14 protein-coding genes are annotated in these 15,105 nt (G+C 64.5%); 6 read left to right on the forward strand and 8 right to left on the reverse strand.

From position 1 onward, the window contains the following. Nucleotide 1 precedes the first annotated feature (1 nt). Nucleotides 2-733, reverse strand: coding sequence for a 2-phosphosulfolactate phosphatase family protein (locus DXY04_RS11565; protein WP_115162166.1), 732 nt, complete (start codon nucleotides 731-733; stop codon nucleotides 2-4). A gap of 63 nt (nucleotides 734-796) precedes the next feature. On the opposite strand from DXY04_RS11565, the gene DXY04_RS11570 reads away from it, so the two are divergent. Genes DXY04_RS11570 through glmU form a run of 4 tightly spaced genes read left to right on the forward strand, consistent with a single transcriptional unit; the run spans nucleotide 797 to nucleotide 6,014 of the window. Next, nucleotides 797-2,359, forward strand: a complete 1,563-nt coding sequence (locus tag DXY04_RS11570) for a UbiD family decarboxylase (RefSeq protein ID WP_115008898.1) — start codon at nucleotides 797-799, stop codon at nucleotides 2,357-2,359. A gap of 24 nt (nucleotides 2,360-2,383) precedes the next feature. Next, nucleotides 2,384-3,709, forward strand: a complete 1,326-nt coding sequence (aroA, locus tag DXY04_RS11575) for a 3-phosphoshikimate 1-carboxyvinyltransferase (RefSeq protein WP_115162167.1) — start codon at nucleotides 2,384-2,386, stop codon at nucleotides 3,707-3,709. After that, the gene (locus tag DXY04_RS11580) at nucleotides 3,690-4,625 is read left to right on the forward strand and encodes a tRNA (5-methylaminomethyl-2-thiouridine)(34)-methyltransferase MnmD (RefSeq protein WP_115162168.1); all 936 of its coding nucleotides are present in this window, start codon (nucleotides 3,690-3,692) and stop codon (nucleotides 4,623-4,625) included. The genes aroA and DXY04_RS11580 overlap by 20 nt, the downstream gene beginning before the upstream one ends. A gap of 36 nt (nucleotides 4,626-4,661) precedes the next feature. Further along, complete coding sequence (gene glmU, locus DXY04_RS11585) at nucleotides 4,662-6,014, forward strand: bifunctional UDP-N-acetylglucosamine diphosphorylase/glucosamine-1-phosphate N-acetyltransferase GlmU (protein ID WP_115162169.1); 1,353 nt, start codon at nucleotides 4,662-4,664, stop codon at nucleotides 6,012-6,014. Between the two features lie 10 nt (nucleotides 6,015-6,024). Here glmU and murF read toward each other — a convergent pair whose 3' ends face one another. From murF to menD, 6 genes are read right to left on the reverse strand one after another with little or no spacing between them, the layout of a single operon-like run. Beyond that, complete coding sequence (murF, locus tag DXY04_RS11590) at nucleotides 6,025-7,374, reverse strand: UDP-N-acetylmuramoyl-tripeptide--D-alanyl-D-alanine ligase (RefSeq protein ID WP_115162170.1); 1,350 nt, start codon at nucleotides 7,372-7,374, stop codon at nucleotides 6,025-6,027. Then, nucleotides 7,371-8,153: a hypothetical protein gene (locus DXY04_RS11595; protein ID WP_170951416.1), complete on the reverse strand. Its 783-nt coding sequence runs from the start codon at nucleotides 8,151-8,153 to the stop codon at nucleotides 7,371-7,373. The genes murF and DXY04_RS11595 overlap by 4 nt, the downstream gene beginning before the upstream one ends. After that, nucleotides 8,150-9,685 carry a glycogen synthase GlgA gene (gene glgA / locus DXY04_RS11600; RefSeq protein WP_115162171.1) on the reverse strand — a complete coding sequence of 512 codons (1,536 nt, stop codon included), beginning with the start codon at nucleotides 9,683-9,685 and terminating at the stop codon, nucleotides 8,150-8,152. Before glgA ends, DXY04_RS11595 begins: the two co-directional genes overlap by 4 nt. A 55-nt stretch (nucleotides 9,686-9,740) precedes the next feature. Then, nucleotides 9,741-10,286 (reverse strand): L,D-transpeptidase, encoded by a 546-nt coding sequence (locus tag DXY04_RS11605; RefSeq protein ID WP_115162172.1) that lies wholly within the window; start codon nucleotides 10,284-10,286, stop codon nucleotides 9,741-9,743. Between the two features lie 5 nt (nucleotides 10,287-10,291). Next, the gene (gene menB / locus DXY04_RS11610; RefSeq protein WP_115162173.1) at nucleotides 10,292-11,161 is read right to left on the reverse strand and encodes a 1,4-dihydroxy-2-naphthoyl-CoA synthase; all 870 of its coding nucleotides are present in this window, start codon (nucleotides 11,159-11,161) and stop codon (nucleotides 10,292-10,294) included. A 5-nt stretch (nucleotides 11,162-11,166) separates the two neighbouring features. After that, the gene (gene menD, locus DXY04_RS11615) at nucleotides 11,167-12,852 is read right to left on the reverse strand and encodes a 2-succinyl-5-enolpyruvyl-6-hydroxy-3-cyclohexene-1-carboxylic-acid synthase (RefSeq protein ID WP_115162174.1); all 1,686 of its coding nucleotides are present in this window, start codon (nucleotides 12,850-12,852) and stop codon (nucleotides 11,167-11,169) included. A gap of 57 nt (nucleotides 12,853-12,909) precedes the next feature. Between menD and lepB the strand changes: the two genes are divergently transcribed. Together lepB and DXY04_RS11625 are read left to right on the forward strand one after the other, a co-directional pair. Next, nucleotides 12,910-13,500, forward strand: coding sequence for a signal peptidase I (gene lepB, locus DXY04_RS11620; RefSeq protein ID WP_115162175.1), 591 nt, complete (start codon nucleotides 12,910-12,912; stop codon nucleotides 13,498-13,500). Nucleotides 13,501-13,549: 49 nt separating this feature from the next. After that, entirely contained in the window at nucleotides 13,550-13,903 is a 354-nt protein-coding gene (locus DXY04_RS11625; protein WP_006849758.1) for a DUF760 domain-containing protein, read from the forward strand. Here the strand turns inward: DXY04_RS11625 and DXY04_RS11630 are convergent. Beyond that, nucleotides 13,893-15,086, reverse strand: a complete 1,194-nt coding sequence (locus DXY04_RS11630; RefSeq protein ID WP_115162176.1) for a DUF4336 domain-containing protein — start codon at nucleotides 15,084-15,086, stop codon at nucleotides 13,893-13,895. The genes DXY04_RS11625 and DXY04_RS11630 overlap by 11 nt on opposite strands. Nucleotides 15,087-15,105 lie beyond the last annotated feature (19 nt).

Here is a 15,105-nt window from a genome sequence, read left to right on the forward strand (position 1 = left end):
GTCAGGCCGCCCGAAGCACCCCAGGCTCGACCTGTGTTGGAACGACACTGAGCTGATCGAGGCCAGCACAGCAGCGGAAATCCGCGTCGTGATCGCCCAGGCGAATTAAGCGCTGACCATGGGTCGCCGTGCGAAGACAAGCCTCTGGTTCGGATTGCCACTGACGCCAGAGGGAGACGGCTGCCGTGAGTTCGTCGTTGGCGGCACTGCTCCCGGTGGGATCCAACTCCAGCAAGCGATGGCCCAAGGCACCAGCGGCCAGGGAATCCTCGAGGGAGTAGGCCCCCTCCCAACCGCTGCCGACAATCGCTACGTGGCTGGGTTGTTTTGCCAGCAAGCGCTGGGCCACGGCTTCACGGTTCGGCAACGCCGCCGTAAGCAGCAGGGGAACCTCGCGGACACGATCGAGCGCCCGGGTGCCATTGGTGGTGCTCATGAACAGACGCTTGCCAGCCACCCGCTCCGGCGTCACGGCAACGGGTGAATTGCCCAGGTCAAATCCCTCGAGCATCTGCCCACCGCGCTCACCAAGGAGCAACCGAGCATCGGCAGGCCATGCCGCTGCAGCAGCGCGCAGATCGTCGAGGCTGGCGAAGGCCTGCACCGCCTCGGCACCGTTGTGCAACGACCAGGCAATGGTGGTGGTGGCCCGCAGCACATCAATCACCACCGCCGCATCGGGGCGAAGGTCCTCCGGCATCTCTGCCGGCACATGGAAGTAGGAGATCTGCATGGCCACGCTGAACACCGGCGTGCGACACAGTACCGAGACCGCTTGCGCCGAGACCGTCATCCCATGGCCCTGTTCCAATCCGGTCCGGCCACCCGAGATCTGCGGGGCTTCCTCAAGCTGCTCGAGGACCGCGGTCAGCTGCGCCGGATCACAGCACCGGTGGATCCCGACCTTGAGCTGGCGGCCATTGCCGACCGGGTGCTGAGCCAAGGGGGGCCCGCTCTTCTGTTCGAGAACGTGATCGGCTCGTCGATGCCGGTGGCCGTCAACACCCTCGGCACCGTGGAACGGGTGGTGTGGAGCATGGGCCTCGAACGGGCCGAGCAGCTGGAGGAGCTGGGGTCACGCCTGGCCCTGCTGCAGCAACCCCGCCCCCCCAAAGGGCTGGAAGAGACCAAACAATTCGCACGGGTTTTCTGGGACCTGGTCAAGGCCAAGCCCGACCGCGACCTCACACCCCCCTGTCGTCAGCAGGTGTTCCGTGGCGATGAGGTTGATCTCGACAACATCCCCCTGATCCGGCCCTGGCCAGGGGATGCCGGGGGCGTGATCACGCTTGGACTGGTGATCACCAAAGACCCCGAAACCGGTGTCCCCAACGTGGGTGTCTACCGGCTTCAGAAGCAGTCGGTGAACACAATGACCGTGCACTGGTTGAGCGTGCGTGGTGGTGCCCGCCACCTGCGCAAGGCAGCCGCCATGGGCAAGAAGCTGGAGGTGGCGGTGGCCATCGGCGTGCACCCGCTGCTGGTGATGGCCGCCGCCACACCGATCCCGGTGCAACTCAGCGAGTGGCTGTTCGCAGGCATCTATGCCGGAGAAGGGGTTCGTCTGGCCCCCTGCAAAACCATCGACCTGCAGGTGCCCAGCCACAGCGAAGTGGTTCTGGAGGGAACGATCACTCCCGGTGAAGTGCTGCCGGATGGCCCCTTCGGGGATCACATGGGGTTCTACGGCGGTGTGGAGGACTCACCTCTGGTGCGCTTCCACTGCATGACCCAACGGCGGGATCCGGTGTTTCTCACCACCTTCAGCGGCCGTCCTCCCAAGGAAGAAGCGATGCTGGCCATCGCGCTGAACCGGATCTACACACCGATCCTGCGGCAGCAGATCCCAGAGATCACCGACTTCTTCCTGCCGATGGAAGCGCTCAGCTACAAGCTGGCGGTGATCTCGATCGACAAGGCCTATCCGGGGCAGGCCAAGCGTGCTGCCATGGCCTTCTGGAGTGCCCTGCCGCAATTCACATACACCAAGTTCGTTGTGGTGGTGGACAGTCACATCAACGTGCGCGACCCGCGTCAGGTGGTCTGGGCCATCGCGGCCCAGGTGGATCCCCAACGCGACCTGTTCACCCTGGAAAACACCCCCTTCGACAGCCTGGACTTCGCCAGCGAGCAGTTGGGCCTGGGGGGACGACTGGCCATTGATGCCACCACCAAGGTGGGACCTGAGAAAAATCACGAATGGGGCGAACCCCTCAGCCGTCCGGCGGATCTGGAACAGCGGGTCAGCGACCGCTGGGCCGAGCTGGGTCTGGAGGACCTCGGCACCGACGACCCCGACCCCAGCCTGTTCGGCTATGCCCTCGATCGCCTGATTCAGGGCCTGAAGACAGGCCAATAGGATCAGCCCAACGACGAAACAACCTTGAGCGGCACAGGCCAATCCGACGACCCTCGTGAGCTCAAGGCCGGGGGAACCCTCCAGGGACGGGTGAAGGTTCCAGGTGACAAATCGATCTCGCACCGATCGCTGCTGTTCGGCGCCATCGCAGAGGGCACCACAACCATTGATGGTCTGCTCCCGGCCGAAGACCCCCTGAGCACCGCTGCCTGCCTGCGGGCGATGGGCGTCAGCATCAGCCCGATCACCGATGGCGGCATCGTCACCGTTGAAGGGGTTGGCCTCGACGGATTGCAGGAGCCAGCAGAAGTACTCGACTGCGGCAACTCCGGCACCACGATGCGATTGATGCTGGGCCTGCTGGCGGGCCGCGACGGTCGCCACTTCGTGCTGGATGGCGATTCCTCCCTGCGCCGCCGCCCGATGCGTCGGGTGGGCCAACCGTTGGCCTCGATGGGTGCGGATGTGCGTGGCCGTGATGGCGGCAACCTGGCGCCGCTGGCGGTGCAGGGGCGCCAGCTGAAAGGAACGGTGATCGGCACGCCCGTGGCCAGTGCTCAGGTGAAATCAGCCCTGCTTCTGGCTGCGCTCACGGCCGAGAGCCCGACCACGGTGATCGAACCGGCCCAGTCCCGGGATCACAGCGAGCGGATGCTGAAGGCCTTCGGTGCTGACCTCACCGTTGGCGGCGAAATGGGACGGCACATCAGCGTGCGTCCCGGCGCCACCCTGCAGGGCCAGAACGTGGTGGTCCCTGGCGACATCAGCTCGGCGGCTTTCTGGCTTGTGGCTGGAGCCCTGATTCCAGGTGCCGATCTCACCATCGAAAACGTGGGGCTGAATCCAACACGCACCGGGATCCTGGAGGTGCTGGAGCAGATGGGTGCCCGGATCGAGGTGCTCAAACCCCGCGACGTGGCGGGCGAACCGGTGGGCGATCTGCGGGTGACCCACGGCCCGTTGAAACCCTTCAACTTCGGCGAGCAGATCATGCCCCGCCTCGTGGATGAAGTGCCGATCCTCAGCGTCGCCGCCTGTTTCTGCGAGGGCGAAAGCCGGATCAGTGGAGCGTCTGAACTGCGGGTGAAGGAAACCGATCGGCTGGCGGTGATGGCGCGTCAGCTCAAGGCCATGGGGGCCGACATTGATGAGCATGAGGACGGCATGACCATCCGCGGCGGTCGACCGCTCAAGGGAGCCGTGCTGGACAGCGAAACCGATCACCGGGTGGCGATGAGCCTCGGCGTGGCGGCCATGCTCGCCGACGGCAACTCGAGCCTGGCGAGAAGCGAAGCTGCGGCCGTGTCGTATCCCTCGTTCTGGGACGAACTTGAACGGCTCCGCTGCTGAGCTCGGTGCGCTCCGCGTCTATCCGACGGCGGATGGCAGCTTCAGCCTGCACAGCGATCACTTCGGCGAGGCCTTTCACAACTCGGCGGGAGCCCTGAATGAGGCCCGGGCCAAGTTCGTCCAACCCGCTGAGCTGCAGCGCTTCGGCAAAGGCTCTGATTTAAGGATCCTGGATGTGTGCCTGGGGCTCGGCTACAACACGGCCGCTGTGCTGGAAGCCTTGCCGACGGCAGGGCAGAAGCTGCTGTGGTGGGGGCTTGAGCTGGACCGCCGGCCCTTGGAACAAGCCTTGGAGCAGCCGAGCTTCCAATCCCTCTGGTCAGCTCCTGTGCTGGCGAGGCTTGAAGCCATTCGCGACCACGGCTGCTGGAAAGAGCCCGGCTGCTGGCAGGAGTCCTGCAGCCAAGGGATCCAGCTGTGGGGCGATGCCCGATCGATGCTCCAGGAGATTCCCGAGCCCGTTCGCTTTGATCTGGTGCTGTTGGACGCCTTCTCCCCCCAGCGTTGCCCGGAACTGTGGAGCGAGGAATTCCTGGGAGCGCTGGCGCAGCGCTTGGCTCCGCAGGGACGGTTGCTCACCTACAGCCGTTCCGCCGCGGTGCGGGTCAGCCTGAAGCGGGCGGGATTGAGCCTGTATTCCCTGCTGCCGGCACCGGGCGAACGGGTGGGTTGGAGCAGCGGCACCATGGCCACGCCTGCAGACGCCGCCTGTCCTCTAGACGGCCCCGGTTGGCGCCCCCTCTCGGAGATGGAGTGGGAACACCTGCAGACCCGGGCGGCCGTGCCATTTCGTGATCCCCAGGGCAACGCCACAGCTGAAGACATCCTTGAGCGCCGCCGCCTTGAACAGGAGCATTGCGGTTATGAACCCACCAATGCCTGGCAAAGGCGCTGGCGCAGGGACACTCCGTCCTGAGCCCGGTAGATTCCGCCCGTCTTCCCCTCGCTCCGCATGCTTGCCGTAGCCGTACTGGCCGCTGGAAAAGGCACCCGCATGAAGAGCGCACTCCCAAAAGTGCTCCAACCGCTGGCGGGAGCCACCCTGGTGGAACGGGTTCTCGCCAGTGCCGGCAACCTGCAACCGGAACGGCGGCTGCTGATCGTTGGGCATCAAGCCGAACGGGTGGAGCAGCAGCTGGCTCCGCTCGGAGGCCTGGAATTTGTTCTGCAGCAGCCCCAGAACGGCACGGGCCATGCGGTGCAACAGCTGATTCCCTCGTTGCAGGGCTTTGAAGGGGAACTGCTCGTGCTCAACGGCGATGTGCCCCTGCTGCGACGTGAAACGGTCGAAGCATTGGTGCAACAGCACCGGGACAGCGGTGCCGATGTCACCCTGCTGACGGCACGGCTCAAAGATCCCACCGGTTACGGGCGTGTGTTCGCCGATGTCGACGGCCAGGTGAGCAGCATCATTGAGCATCGCGATTGCACGGACGAGCAACGCAGCAACAACCTCACCAACGCCGGGATCTACTGCTTCAACTGGACAGCCCTGGCCAACGTTCTGCCGAAGCTCAGCACCGACAACGATCAGGGGGAGCTCTATCTCACCGACACGGTGGCGATGCTGCCGAAGGCCATGCACCTGGAGGTGGCCGATGCCGATGAGGTGAACGGCATCAACAACCGGCGGCAACTGGCCCAGTGCGAAGCCCTGCTGCAGCAACGGTTGCGCCACCACTGGATGGATGAAGGGGTCACGTTCGTTGATCCCGAAAGCTGCACCCTCAGCGAAGGCTGCAGTTTCGGCCGCGATGTGGTGATCGAACCGCAAACCCACTTCCGCGGCCGGTGCGTGGTCGGCGACAACTCCCGGATCGGCCCCGGCAGCCTGATCGAGGATGCGTCGGTTGGGACCAACGTCAGTGTGGTGCACTCCGTGCTGCGAGAGGCCAACGTCGGCAACGACGTTGCCATCGGTCCCTTTGCTCACCTGCGGCCGGCCGCCGATGTCGGCGATGGCTGCCGCATCGGCAACTTTGTGGAGGTGAAGAAAAGCCAGCTGGGGGCTGGCACCAAGGTGAACCACCTCAGCTACATCGGCGACGCCCAACTCGGGGAGAAGGTCAATGTGGGGGCCGGAACCATCACCGCCAACTACGACGGGATAAACAAGCACCGCACCGTGATCGGCAGTTACAGCAAAACCGGTGCCAATTCCGTGCTGGTTGCTCCCATCAACGTCGGTGAACGCGCCACCATCGGTGCCGGGTCAACGATCACGAAGGATGTGGCGGATGGCGCCCTGGCGATTGGTCGCGCCCGCCAGATGACCAAGGACGGCTGGGCGGAACGAAAGGTTTAGTCCAGCCTTTTCAGAGGCGTGGCAACAGCGGAATCAACCGTTCCAAGGCGACACCGCGGCTGGCCTTGAGCAGCAGAACATCACCAGACTTCAGCCAGGCGGCCAGGGGCGCTGCGGCGTCTTCGGGATGCGACACCAGCTGCAGGTGGGGAAGGGGAGCCGCCACTTCAGCCATCGCCTTGCCCTCCGCACCGCCATCCACCAGCACCAGACCATCCAGGCCCAGCTGCACGGCGCGGGCGGCAACCTCCTGATGCAGCTCCAGGCTGCGCTCGCCAAGCTCGAGCATGGTGCCCAGCACGGCAAAGCGTCGCCCCGGTTGCGCCGCCAGCAGGTCAAGAGCCGCCAACACCGCCTCAGGCGAGGCGTTGTAGGTCTCATCAAGGAGTGTCAAACCACCCTGCTGCAGGCGGCGGTTGCGTCCGCCCGGCACCGTCACCTGCATGGCTTGCAACGCCTTGCGGGACACGCCCAACTGGTCTGCAACAGCGACGGCCAAGAGCAGGTTGCGGGCGTTATGGCGCCCCTCCAGCTGTAGCGGGAGACGATCTGCACCGATCAGCAACTGGTCGCTGTTGATGTCTCCAACCAGATCGGATTCGACCTCGGGATCGTCAGCCAGGCGCACGCGCAGCACGCGGCCGGACCAGACCGCCGCCAAGGCCGACTCCAGCAGAGGATCACCGGCGGGAATCACCACGGTTCCCTTTGGATGCAACCCAGCCGTGATTTCACATTTGGCCGCTGCAATCGCTTCACGGCTGCCGAGACGACCGATGTGGGCCGTGCCGATGTTGGTGATCACCGCAAGATCTGGCTCGGTGCAGCGGGAGAGACGCTCGATCTCCCCAGGCCCCCGCATGCCCATCTCAATCACCAGGGCCGCATCAGCAGCAGTGGAGCCCAGAACGGTGAGGGGAACGCCGACATCGTTGTTGTTGTTGCCTTCGCTGGCCTGAATCGCTCCCAGCGGAGCCAATGCCGCTCGAATCAACTCCCGGGTTGTGGTTTTGCCGGCTGAGCCCGTCACCGCCACCAGAGGCTTGGCCAGGGCACGGCGATGCAGCAAGGCCAGCTGTTGATAGGCCAGCAGTGTGTCGTCCACCCGCCAATGCAACAGACCTGAAGGCAACGGTTCAGTCCAGCTGCAGCTCACAACAGCAGCCTGGACCTTGTGTTCAGGCAGTTGGGCAAGAAAGTGATGACCATCGAAGCGCTCGCCCACCAGGGGGACAAAAAAATCATCCGCCTGAAGCTGTCGGCTGTCGGTGCAGACCCGTCCCACCAGGGCATCGGGTTCAAAGCTACCGCCCTGCGGCGTTCCCCAGGCATCAAGCAGCTGACGCAGCGTCAGGGTCATCCCACCAACCCGAGGTCAAACAGGATCATGCCGCCCCCAACCCGAGCTGACCGCCCCAGCAGATCGCCCTGCTCATTGACCAACTGAAGACTGGCGTAATCCAGCTCGAACGCCGACTGAAGCCAACTGGAGGCGAGGCTCTGGCGTTGATCCAGAGGCAACTGCTGCCAAGCGTCAACAGACAACTCCAACAGCAAGCGGTCCTGCTCCGGAACGGGCTTGGCTGAACGGAGCAGTCCTTCGGGGACGGCCTTGTCCTGAAACAACTCGAACAGCGGATCGAAACTGAGTTGGGGCTGGAGGGGCTGCTCCGGCTCCAATGGTTCCAAGGCCGGCTCCGCATCCACAGCTTCCGGCGGAGGGGATGATTCCTCCAGCATGGGCTGTGGTGCTGGAATCAGCTCCGGCACGGGGAGCTCAAGGGGAGACGTCCGCTGCTCCACGACCGGCTCCGGACGCGGGGCAGGGCGGGCATGGTCCTGCCAAAAGCGAATCCCAGCCAGCGGCAGCAGCAGGAGCAGCACCAGCAGCAGTGGCCAGAAGCTGGGGGCCAGATCCCGGGGCCAGAAGCCTGGAACCGAAAGCTCACCCTCGCGATTGCGGCGCCAGAGTTCCTGACCCCTGAGCCGGAGATCGGCGGCCATCGCCTGCAGGTTGCGGCCGAACTCCTGCCAGGGGCTGACGTAGGGAGCCGGGAGATTGCCCGATGGCTCCACGCCCTGGAGCTCGGATCGAGCCTCAGAGGGGGAGTCGGATCGGGCGGGCTCGCTCAAACTCAACTGGATCGACGACCGAAGAGACGATTCAGGGGATTCCGGCCGGCGGAGGTCACCTCAGCAGGAACCCTGGCCTCTTCAGTCTGCCCCTCGGAACGGGAGGGATCAGCAGCCTGCCCCTGAGAGAACTGTTCCACCAAGGCAGCATCAGGGGTGGGTTCCTTGATGCCGCAGACGTCTTTGTACATGAGGTCGTAATCGACCGCGGAACGATCCCAGCTGTAGTCCTGATTCATGCCGCGTTTCTGCAGCTCAACCCAGCTGTCCCGGTGGCGGAAGGCCTCCCAGGCCCGCACCAGGGCTGTGTAGAAGTCGACCGGTTCAAAGCGATCGAAGCAGAAGCCTGTGCCGCTGTCGGCGGCGGGGATGTGGGGCGGAACGGTGTCAACGAGACCACCAACCTTGCGAACCACGGGCACTGAGCCGTAGCGCATGGCGTAGAGCTGGCTGATGCCACAGGGCTCAAACCGGCTGGGCATCAGGAAGGCATCGCTGCCGCCGTAGATCAATCGCGACAGGTCATCGTCGTAGGTGAGGAAGACGGCGCACTTGCCGGGGTGACGGGATGCGAGTTGCCAGAGCCCGGATTCGAGCCCCCGGTCGCCGGTTCCCAGCACAACGATCTGGGTGTCGGTGTAGGCCAGCAGCCGATCAGCCACCTGCAGCAGCAGATCGACTCCCTTCTGGTCGACAAGGCGGCTGACCATGCCGAGGACGAAGGCGTCCTCCCGCACATCCAGCCCCATCCGCTCCTGGAGCACCTTCTTGCACACCGCCTTGCCGGAGAGATCGTCGGCGCTGAAGTTCGCCGGCAGAGAGCGATCGGTGGCCGGATCCCATGCATCCAGATCAATGCCGTTGAGGATGCCGCGCAGCTTGCCCGAGACGAAGTTGAGCAGCCCCTCCAGCTTTTCGCCGTATTCCGCCGTGCGGATCTCCTGGGCGTAGGTGGGCGACACCGCATTGACGCGGTCTGCGTAGAGCAGCGCAGCGGCCATGGTGTGATCCCCCTGCATGTACCAGGGGCACCAGGTCATCCGATCGAGCTTCCAGCGCCAGGGACCCTGGTACTTGAGGTTGTGGATGGTGAAGACCGTGCTGATGTCGGGGTCCTGGTGCATCCACACCGGGATCATCCCGGTGTGCCAATCGTGGCAATGCAGCACCTGAGGCTTCCAGACATTCCAGGAGAATTCGGCAGCAGCACTGGCGAAGAAAGTGAAGCGCCAGTCCTCGTCCTCGCCGCCGTAGATGCGCTCTGGATCGAACACCGGATGCCCCACCAGATAGATCGTCATCCCATTGGTGGGATGCTTCGTTTCATAGACGGCGAACTCAGTACCCATGGTCTGGGCTCGCCAGATCGGCTCCGCCGGCACGTTGAGGCGGCTCCAGAGCTTGGCGTAGCCCGGCATGATCAGGCGCACGTCGTGGCCGAGCTTGGCCAATGCCGGCGGCAAAGAGCCAACAACATCGCCCATCCCTCCAACCTTGATCATCGGGGCGCATTCCGCTGCAGCGAAGAGGATGCGCATGTCTCAGATCGGCGTTGTCGCGGCGACTTTAAGGGGAATTTCGGAATCTGTTCCGTCAGGGAAGAACCGTCACCTGAGTTCCAAGCGACACCTGGCGATACAGGGCACGCACATCCTCGTTGTAAAGCCGCACACAGCCATGGGAGACGGCCCGTCCCACCGTCCAGCGGTGGGGGGTGCCGTGGAACCCCGTGGTGGTGCATCCCTTGATCGTGATCCAGGCATCGCCGTCATGGGCATCACGGCCGCGGCAATCGCGATGGAAAGTGATCCAGTGGCTGCCCAAGGGATTGTTGGCCCCCTGTTCCTCCACCCGCTCGCCACTCACCGGATGCACCCACACTGGATTGGGAATCTTCTGCAGCACTTCAAAGCGTCCGGTGGGGGTTTCCCAGCCGGGCATGCCGATGGCCACTGGAAAGGCGTTTCGCAGCCTGCCGTTGTCGAGAAGGAACACACGGCGACGGCCGCGCAACATCACCACATGGCGACTGCTGTTGCCCCGCAGATCCTGAGGCACTGAAGCCAGGCCTGCCGTCACGGAATCCTCAGCCGCAGCCTGCAGCAGGGCCAGCGGTTCCGGCGGGGGGAGAGGAAGCATCCCCGTCAGGGTAACCAGCCTGTCTCGGAAAAATCCGGAGACCGCTTCTCCAGGAAGGCATTGCGGCCTTCCACGGCTTCTTCAGTTCGATAAAAGAGGTGGGTGGCATTGCCCGCCAATTCCTGCAACCCGGCAAGGCCATCTGTTTCGGCATTGAATGCGGCCTTGAGGCAACGGATAGCCGTAGGGCTGTGCTGCAGCACCTCGCGGGCCCAGCGCACCCCCTCCGCCTCCAACTGCTCCAACGGCACCACGGCGTTGACGAGCCCCATCTCCAACGCCTCCTTGGCGCCATAACGGCGGCAGAGAAACCAGATTTCACGGGCCTTGCGCTGGCCAACCACCCGCGCCAGGTAGCCCGCACCAAAGCCGCCATCAAAACTGCCGACCTTGGGGCCGGTCTGGCCGAACACAGCGTTCTCGGCAGCAAGGCTGAGGTCGCAGAGCAGATGCAACACCTGGCCGCCGCCCATGGCATAGCCGGCCACCAGGCCGATCACCACCTTGGGCAGGCTGCGGATGATGCGCTGCAGATCCAGCACGTTCAGGCGCGGCAGGCCGTCCTCACCGACGTAACCGCCGTCGCCACGAACACTCTGGTCGCCGCCGGAACAGAAGGCATAGCCACCATCGGGGGCTGGACCAACGCCGGTGAACAGCACCACACCAATGTCACGGTCATCCCGGATGCGCGTGAAGGCATCACAGAGCTCAATCACCGTCTGCGGACGGAAGGCGTTGCGCTTGGCGGGGCGGTTGATGGCCACACGCGCCAGGCCGTCAGCGCAACGGTCCACAAGGATGTCCTGGTAGCTGCCCCACGGTGTCCATTGCGCGGTTGGCGCACCGGGGAGCACCTGACGCATGTCACTCATCGGGTTCAGGGCTCAATGTGTGCATTCTGAGCAGCGGCGCGCAGCTGCTGACGCAGGGCAGCATCACGACCGCGGTCGCTGCACAAGCGCAACAACACCGGCCGTTGCTGCGACAAGCCCCAGGCCAAGGCATCCTGCAGATCCTCCAGACAGGCCACCTGGCGTCCAGGCACACCGTGGGCTGCCGCCAGGGCCAGGGGATCCACCTGCTGGGGCATGGCGAAGAGCGCTTCGAAGCCCGGCGTGGCAATAGGCAACTGCTGAAAAATGCCGCCGCCGCCGTTGTCGATCAGCAGCACCAGCAGTGGTGGAGCTGCAGCAGCAGACGATGCATGCAGCCAGCCGTTGCTGTCGTGCAGCAGGGCCAGATCACCGGTCACCAGCGCCAACGGACCGAGATTCGCCGCCAGCCCCATGGCGAGGGACAAGGTGCCGTCGATGCCCGAGGCGCCGCGGAAGCTGAAGCAATGGTGGCGGCCGCAGGCGGGCCCGCCCCAGGTCAACCAATCGCGCACCGGTGAACTGGCGGCCAACATCAGCGGGAACGACTCCGGCAGGAGCTGGGGAAGCCAATAGGCCAGGGCGGGCTCATTGACGGCGCCACGCAAGGGCAGCTGGGCCTCGATCCAGGCCGAGAGGTCGTCGGTGCCAACCGATGGCTTGCTCAGCGGCTCCAGACCAGGCTGTTGAGCGATCCAGGCGGCCATGCCCCCCGACCATTGGCTGGATTTCTGCAACGGATCCAGCGGCCTTGGATCCCCTTCGGTGATCAACAGTTGGGGGCCCTGATGGCGCTGAAGCCAAGCCTCCAACCGCCGGCTGGCGGGCATGGGTCCCAGCCGCAACACCTGAGCGTCGTCGGGCAGGTTCAGCCGATCCAGTTGCAACTCCCAGTGCTCGATGCGGTTGGGGCACTCGGGAGCAAGGGCGGCGAGGGGGTCGGCCAGCAGAGGCCAACCGCTGAGGTTCAGCCAGCAATGCAGAGCCTGTTGAAAAGCCTCCACCGCGGGCGAAAGACCGCGCCAAGGGCCCGCAATCACAACCCCCGGGCGCTCTGGATCGAGGCGAGGCGCAGGCGCGATCTCGGGCGAAGGCTCAGGGAAAGCCGTGGGCGGGAGCGCAGCCGAAACCAGCTGTTGCTGCTGCTCGAGCGTGGTGTGCAGCGGCTCCTCGAAGGGCAGGTTGAGGTGAACCGCTCCCGGTGGACCAGCGCCTGCACCCTGGGCCTGCTGCCAAGCCTGAACCGCCAGGGCGTTGAGGGCGTTGTTGGCCTGGGTGTGGACACCGTCTGCAGCTCCACTACCGAACCAGCGGCAGGCCGAGAGCAGAAAGGATTCCTGGTTAACCGTCTGGTTGGCACCGCAGTTTTTGAGCCGGGCGGGGCGATCCGCCGTGAGCAGCAGCAAGGGCTGACAGGAGCGGTCCGCCTCCACCGCAGCGGGAAGCAGGTTGGCCACCGCGGTGCCGGAGGTGGTGACCACTGCCACGGCACGGCCATGGGCGGTCGCCATGCCGAGGGCCAGAAAGGCGGCCGAACGCTCGTCGATGGCCGTGACCAGCTGCAGCTTCGCCTGGGAGGCCAGCATTCCCGCGGCTGTTGCCAGGGGGCCGGAACGGCTGCCAGGGCAGAGCACCAGCTGCTTCAGCCCCTGGAAACAAAGAGCCTCCAGCAGCGTGAGGGCGGCCTGCAAATTGGCGCGAGCGATGGTCAGTGCAGCAGGCCAGGCTGGTGTGATCTTCGGTCAACGATGACCCAACCCACGACACCCGCTCCAGGAGAAGACAGCAAGGGCTTCTGGCGCAATCTGATTCTCTGGGCCCTGCTGGCGCTGCTGCTGCGCTGGTTGGTGGTGGAACCGCGCTGGATTCCCTCCGGCTCGATGCTGCCCACCCTGCAGCTGCAGGACCGCATCCTGGTGGAGAAGGTGAGGCCGCGCCTGGCCCGCAGCCGCCACGGCCATCTGCACCGGGGCGATGTGGTGGTGTTCGCCCCGCCGGAGCAGCTCGTGGCCGCTGGCTACGACGCATCCGCAGCACTGATCAAACGGGTGGTGGGGCTGCCTGGCGATCAGCTTGACGTGCACGACGGCAGGCTGTTCCGCAACGGTGAACCGGCTGCGGAACCCTGGTTGGCGGAAGCGATCAACTACGAGATGGCCCCGATCACCGTGCCGGCGGATCAGCTGTGGGTGATGGGGGACAACCGCAATGCCAGCCTCGATTCACACCTCTGGGGATCACTGCCGGAAACCAATGTTCTGGGCACGGCGGTGTGGCGGTATTGGCCGCTGCAGAGGTTCGGTCCGTTACGGATCACCGACAGCAGCGATGGCGGTTGATGCCAATGGCTTGCGTTAAGGTCAAGTCCGTGATGTAGATCACATACGAATGTTTAACCCCGAGTTCCTGACAACTGACAGCAGTGATGGTCACGCGGGGAACAGCTTGATCCAGTACCTGCAGGAGCAGTCTCCAGACACCTTGCAACGGGTCGCGAAATCAGCAAGCAACGATATTCAGGACATCATTCGCCACAACGTTCAGGGTCTGCTGGGAATGCTTCCTGGCGAGCACTTTGAGGTGAAGGTGACGGCCAACCGCGACAACCTCGCCAACATGCTGGCCTCGGCCATGATGACTGGGTATTTCCTGCGCCAGATGGAACAGCGCAAGGAACTGGAAGAGACTCTGTTCGCTGATGAGCAGATGGCGATCGAGCCGGAAGACGAACTCAAGCTTTGATCACGGGCTGATCAGGCACAACGCCGAGATCGAGCAAACGCTGATCAATGGATCCAAGAAACTCCCAGTTCTCAGAACTTGGAGCCCAGTTCCGCTGTTGCAATGACGCGAGCAGGTGTTGCACGGTTTCGGGCGTGAATGTGACCGGCGCGCTGTAGTGGGCCGGCACCAGCCAGCGCAGCTCAGCCTGGCCGCTCAACTCCTGCAGCCATCGCAACAGAGCCTCTTTGGCTCTGGGCAATACCAACCGCTCAAGCACCGGGGCCACCTGCAGCCTGGGCGCGTCTTCACCGATCAAGCCATCAGCTGCCGCCTGCCAACCGGCTTTCCAGCGGAAGGGGTAGAGGCCAAAGTGGGCCTTGAGGGAACGAAGCCCGGGCTTGAACGCATCCCGCAGCAACTCCGGCAGCGCGGGCACCTCCAGTGGTTCCGGCCTCAGGTAGGAGGCAAACAACACCAGCCGTGCCCAGCCGCGGCGGCGGGCTTCCGCTGAATCACTGAGGGGCTCATCGCCGCGTTCGCGGGCATGGAACAACAGCGGCGTTGGATCGAGGTCAAACAGAGCCGGGGGTTCAGCACTGATGCCCACAAGGGCATCGGTCACCAACAGAGCGCCTGACGGGCGATGCAAACAGGAGACTTCCTGGAAACGGCCCACGCCAAGGTCGAGCGGTCCAAGGGAGAACCACTCACAAACATCGCCATGGGGAAGGCCATCGTCGAACAACACCTTGGTGCGACGGGCCGGCACACCCAACCAGGACAGAGGCAACTGCACCGGGAAGCTCCACTGGCCCGGACACACCCAGATGTCCGCATCCGGGAAGGCGCGGGCCAGGGGACCGAGGGGAAGCTTGTGCTCCAAACCAGAGGCGGTGGGCAGCACGATCGTGCGCACCCGGCCGTGTAGTTGCTCCAGCCCGGCGATGGCTTGGCGCACTTCACCGGTGGGCGGCAGGGGGTTCACCAACATCAAGCCGCCGGGCACCTTGGCCACGGTGAGCCGCACCGGCACGGCCACGTAATACACCCCCTGCAGCTGCTCCAGGCTCCAGAGCTGGCCCGGGATCAGCTCACTGAACAGCGTGCGGCGGCGGCCGTAGGGGTAGAGCGGCAGCAGCGGCCAGAAACCCCAGCGCTGATCCGCAGGATTCACACCAGCTCCAGCCACCACACTCCCCATCAATGCTGTGATTCTGCAG

The sequence above is a fragment of the Synechococcus sp. UW86 genome (genome assembly GCF_900474085.1).
GTDB lineage: Bacteria > Cyanobacteriota > Cyanobacteriia > PCC-6307 > Cyanobiaceae > Parasynechococcus.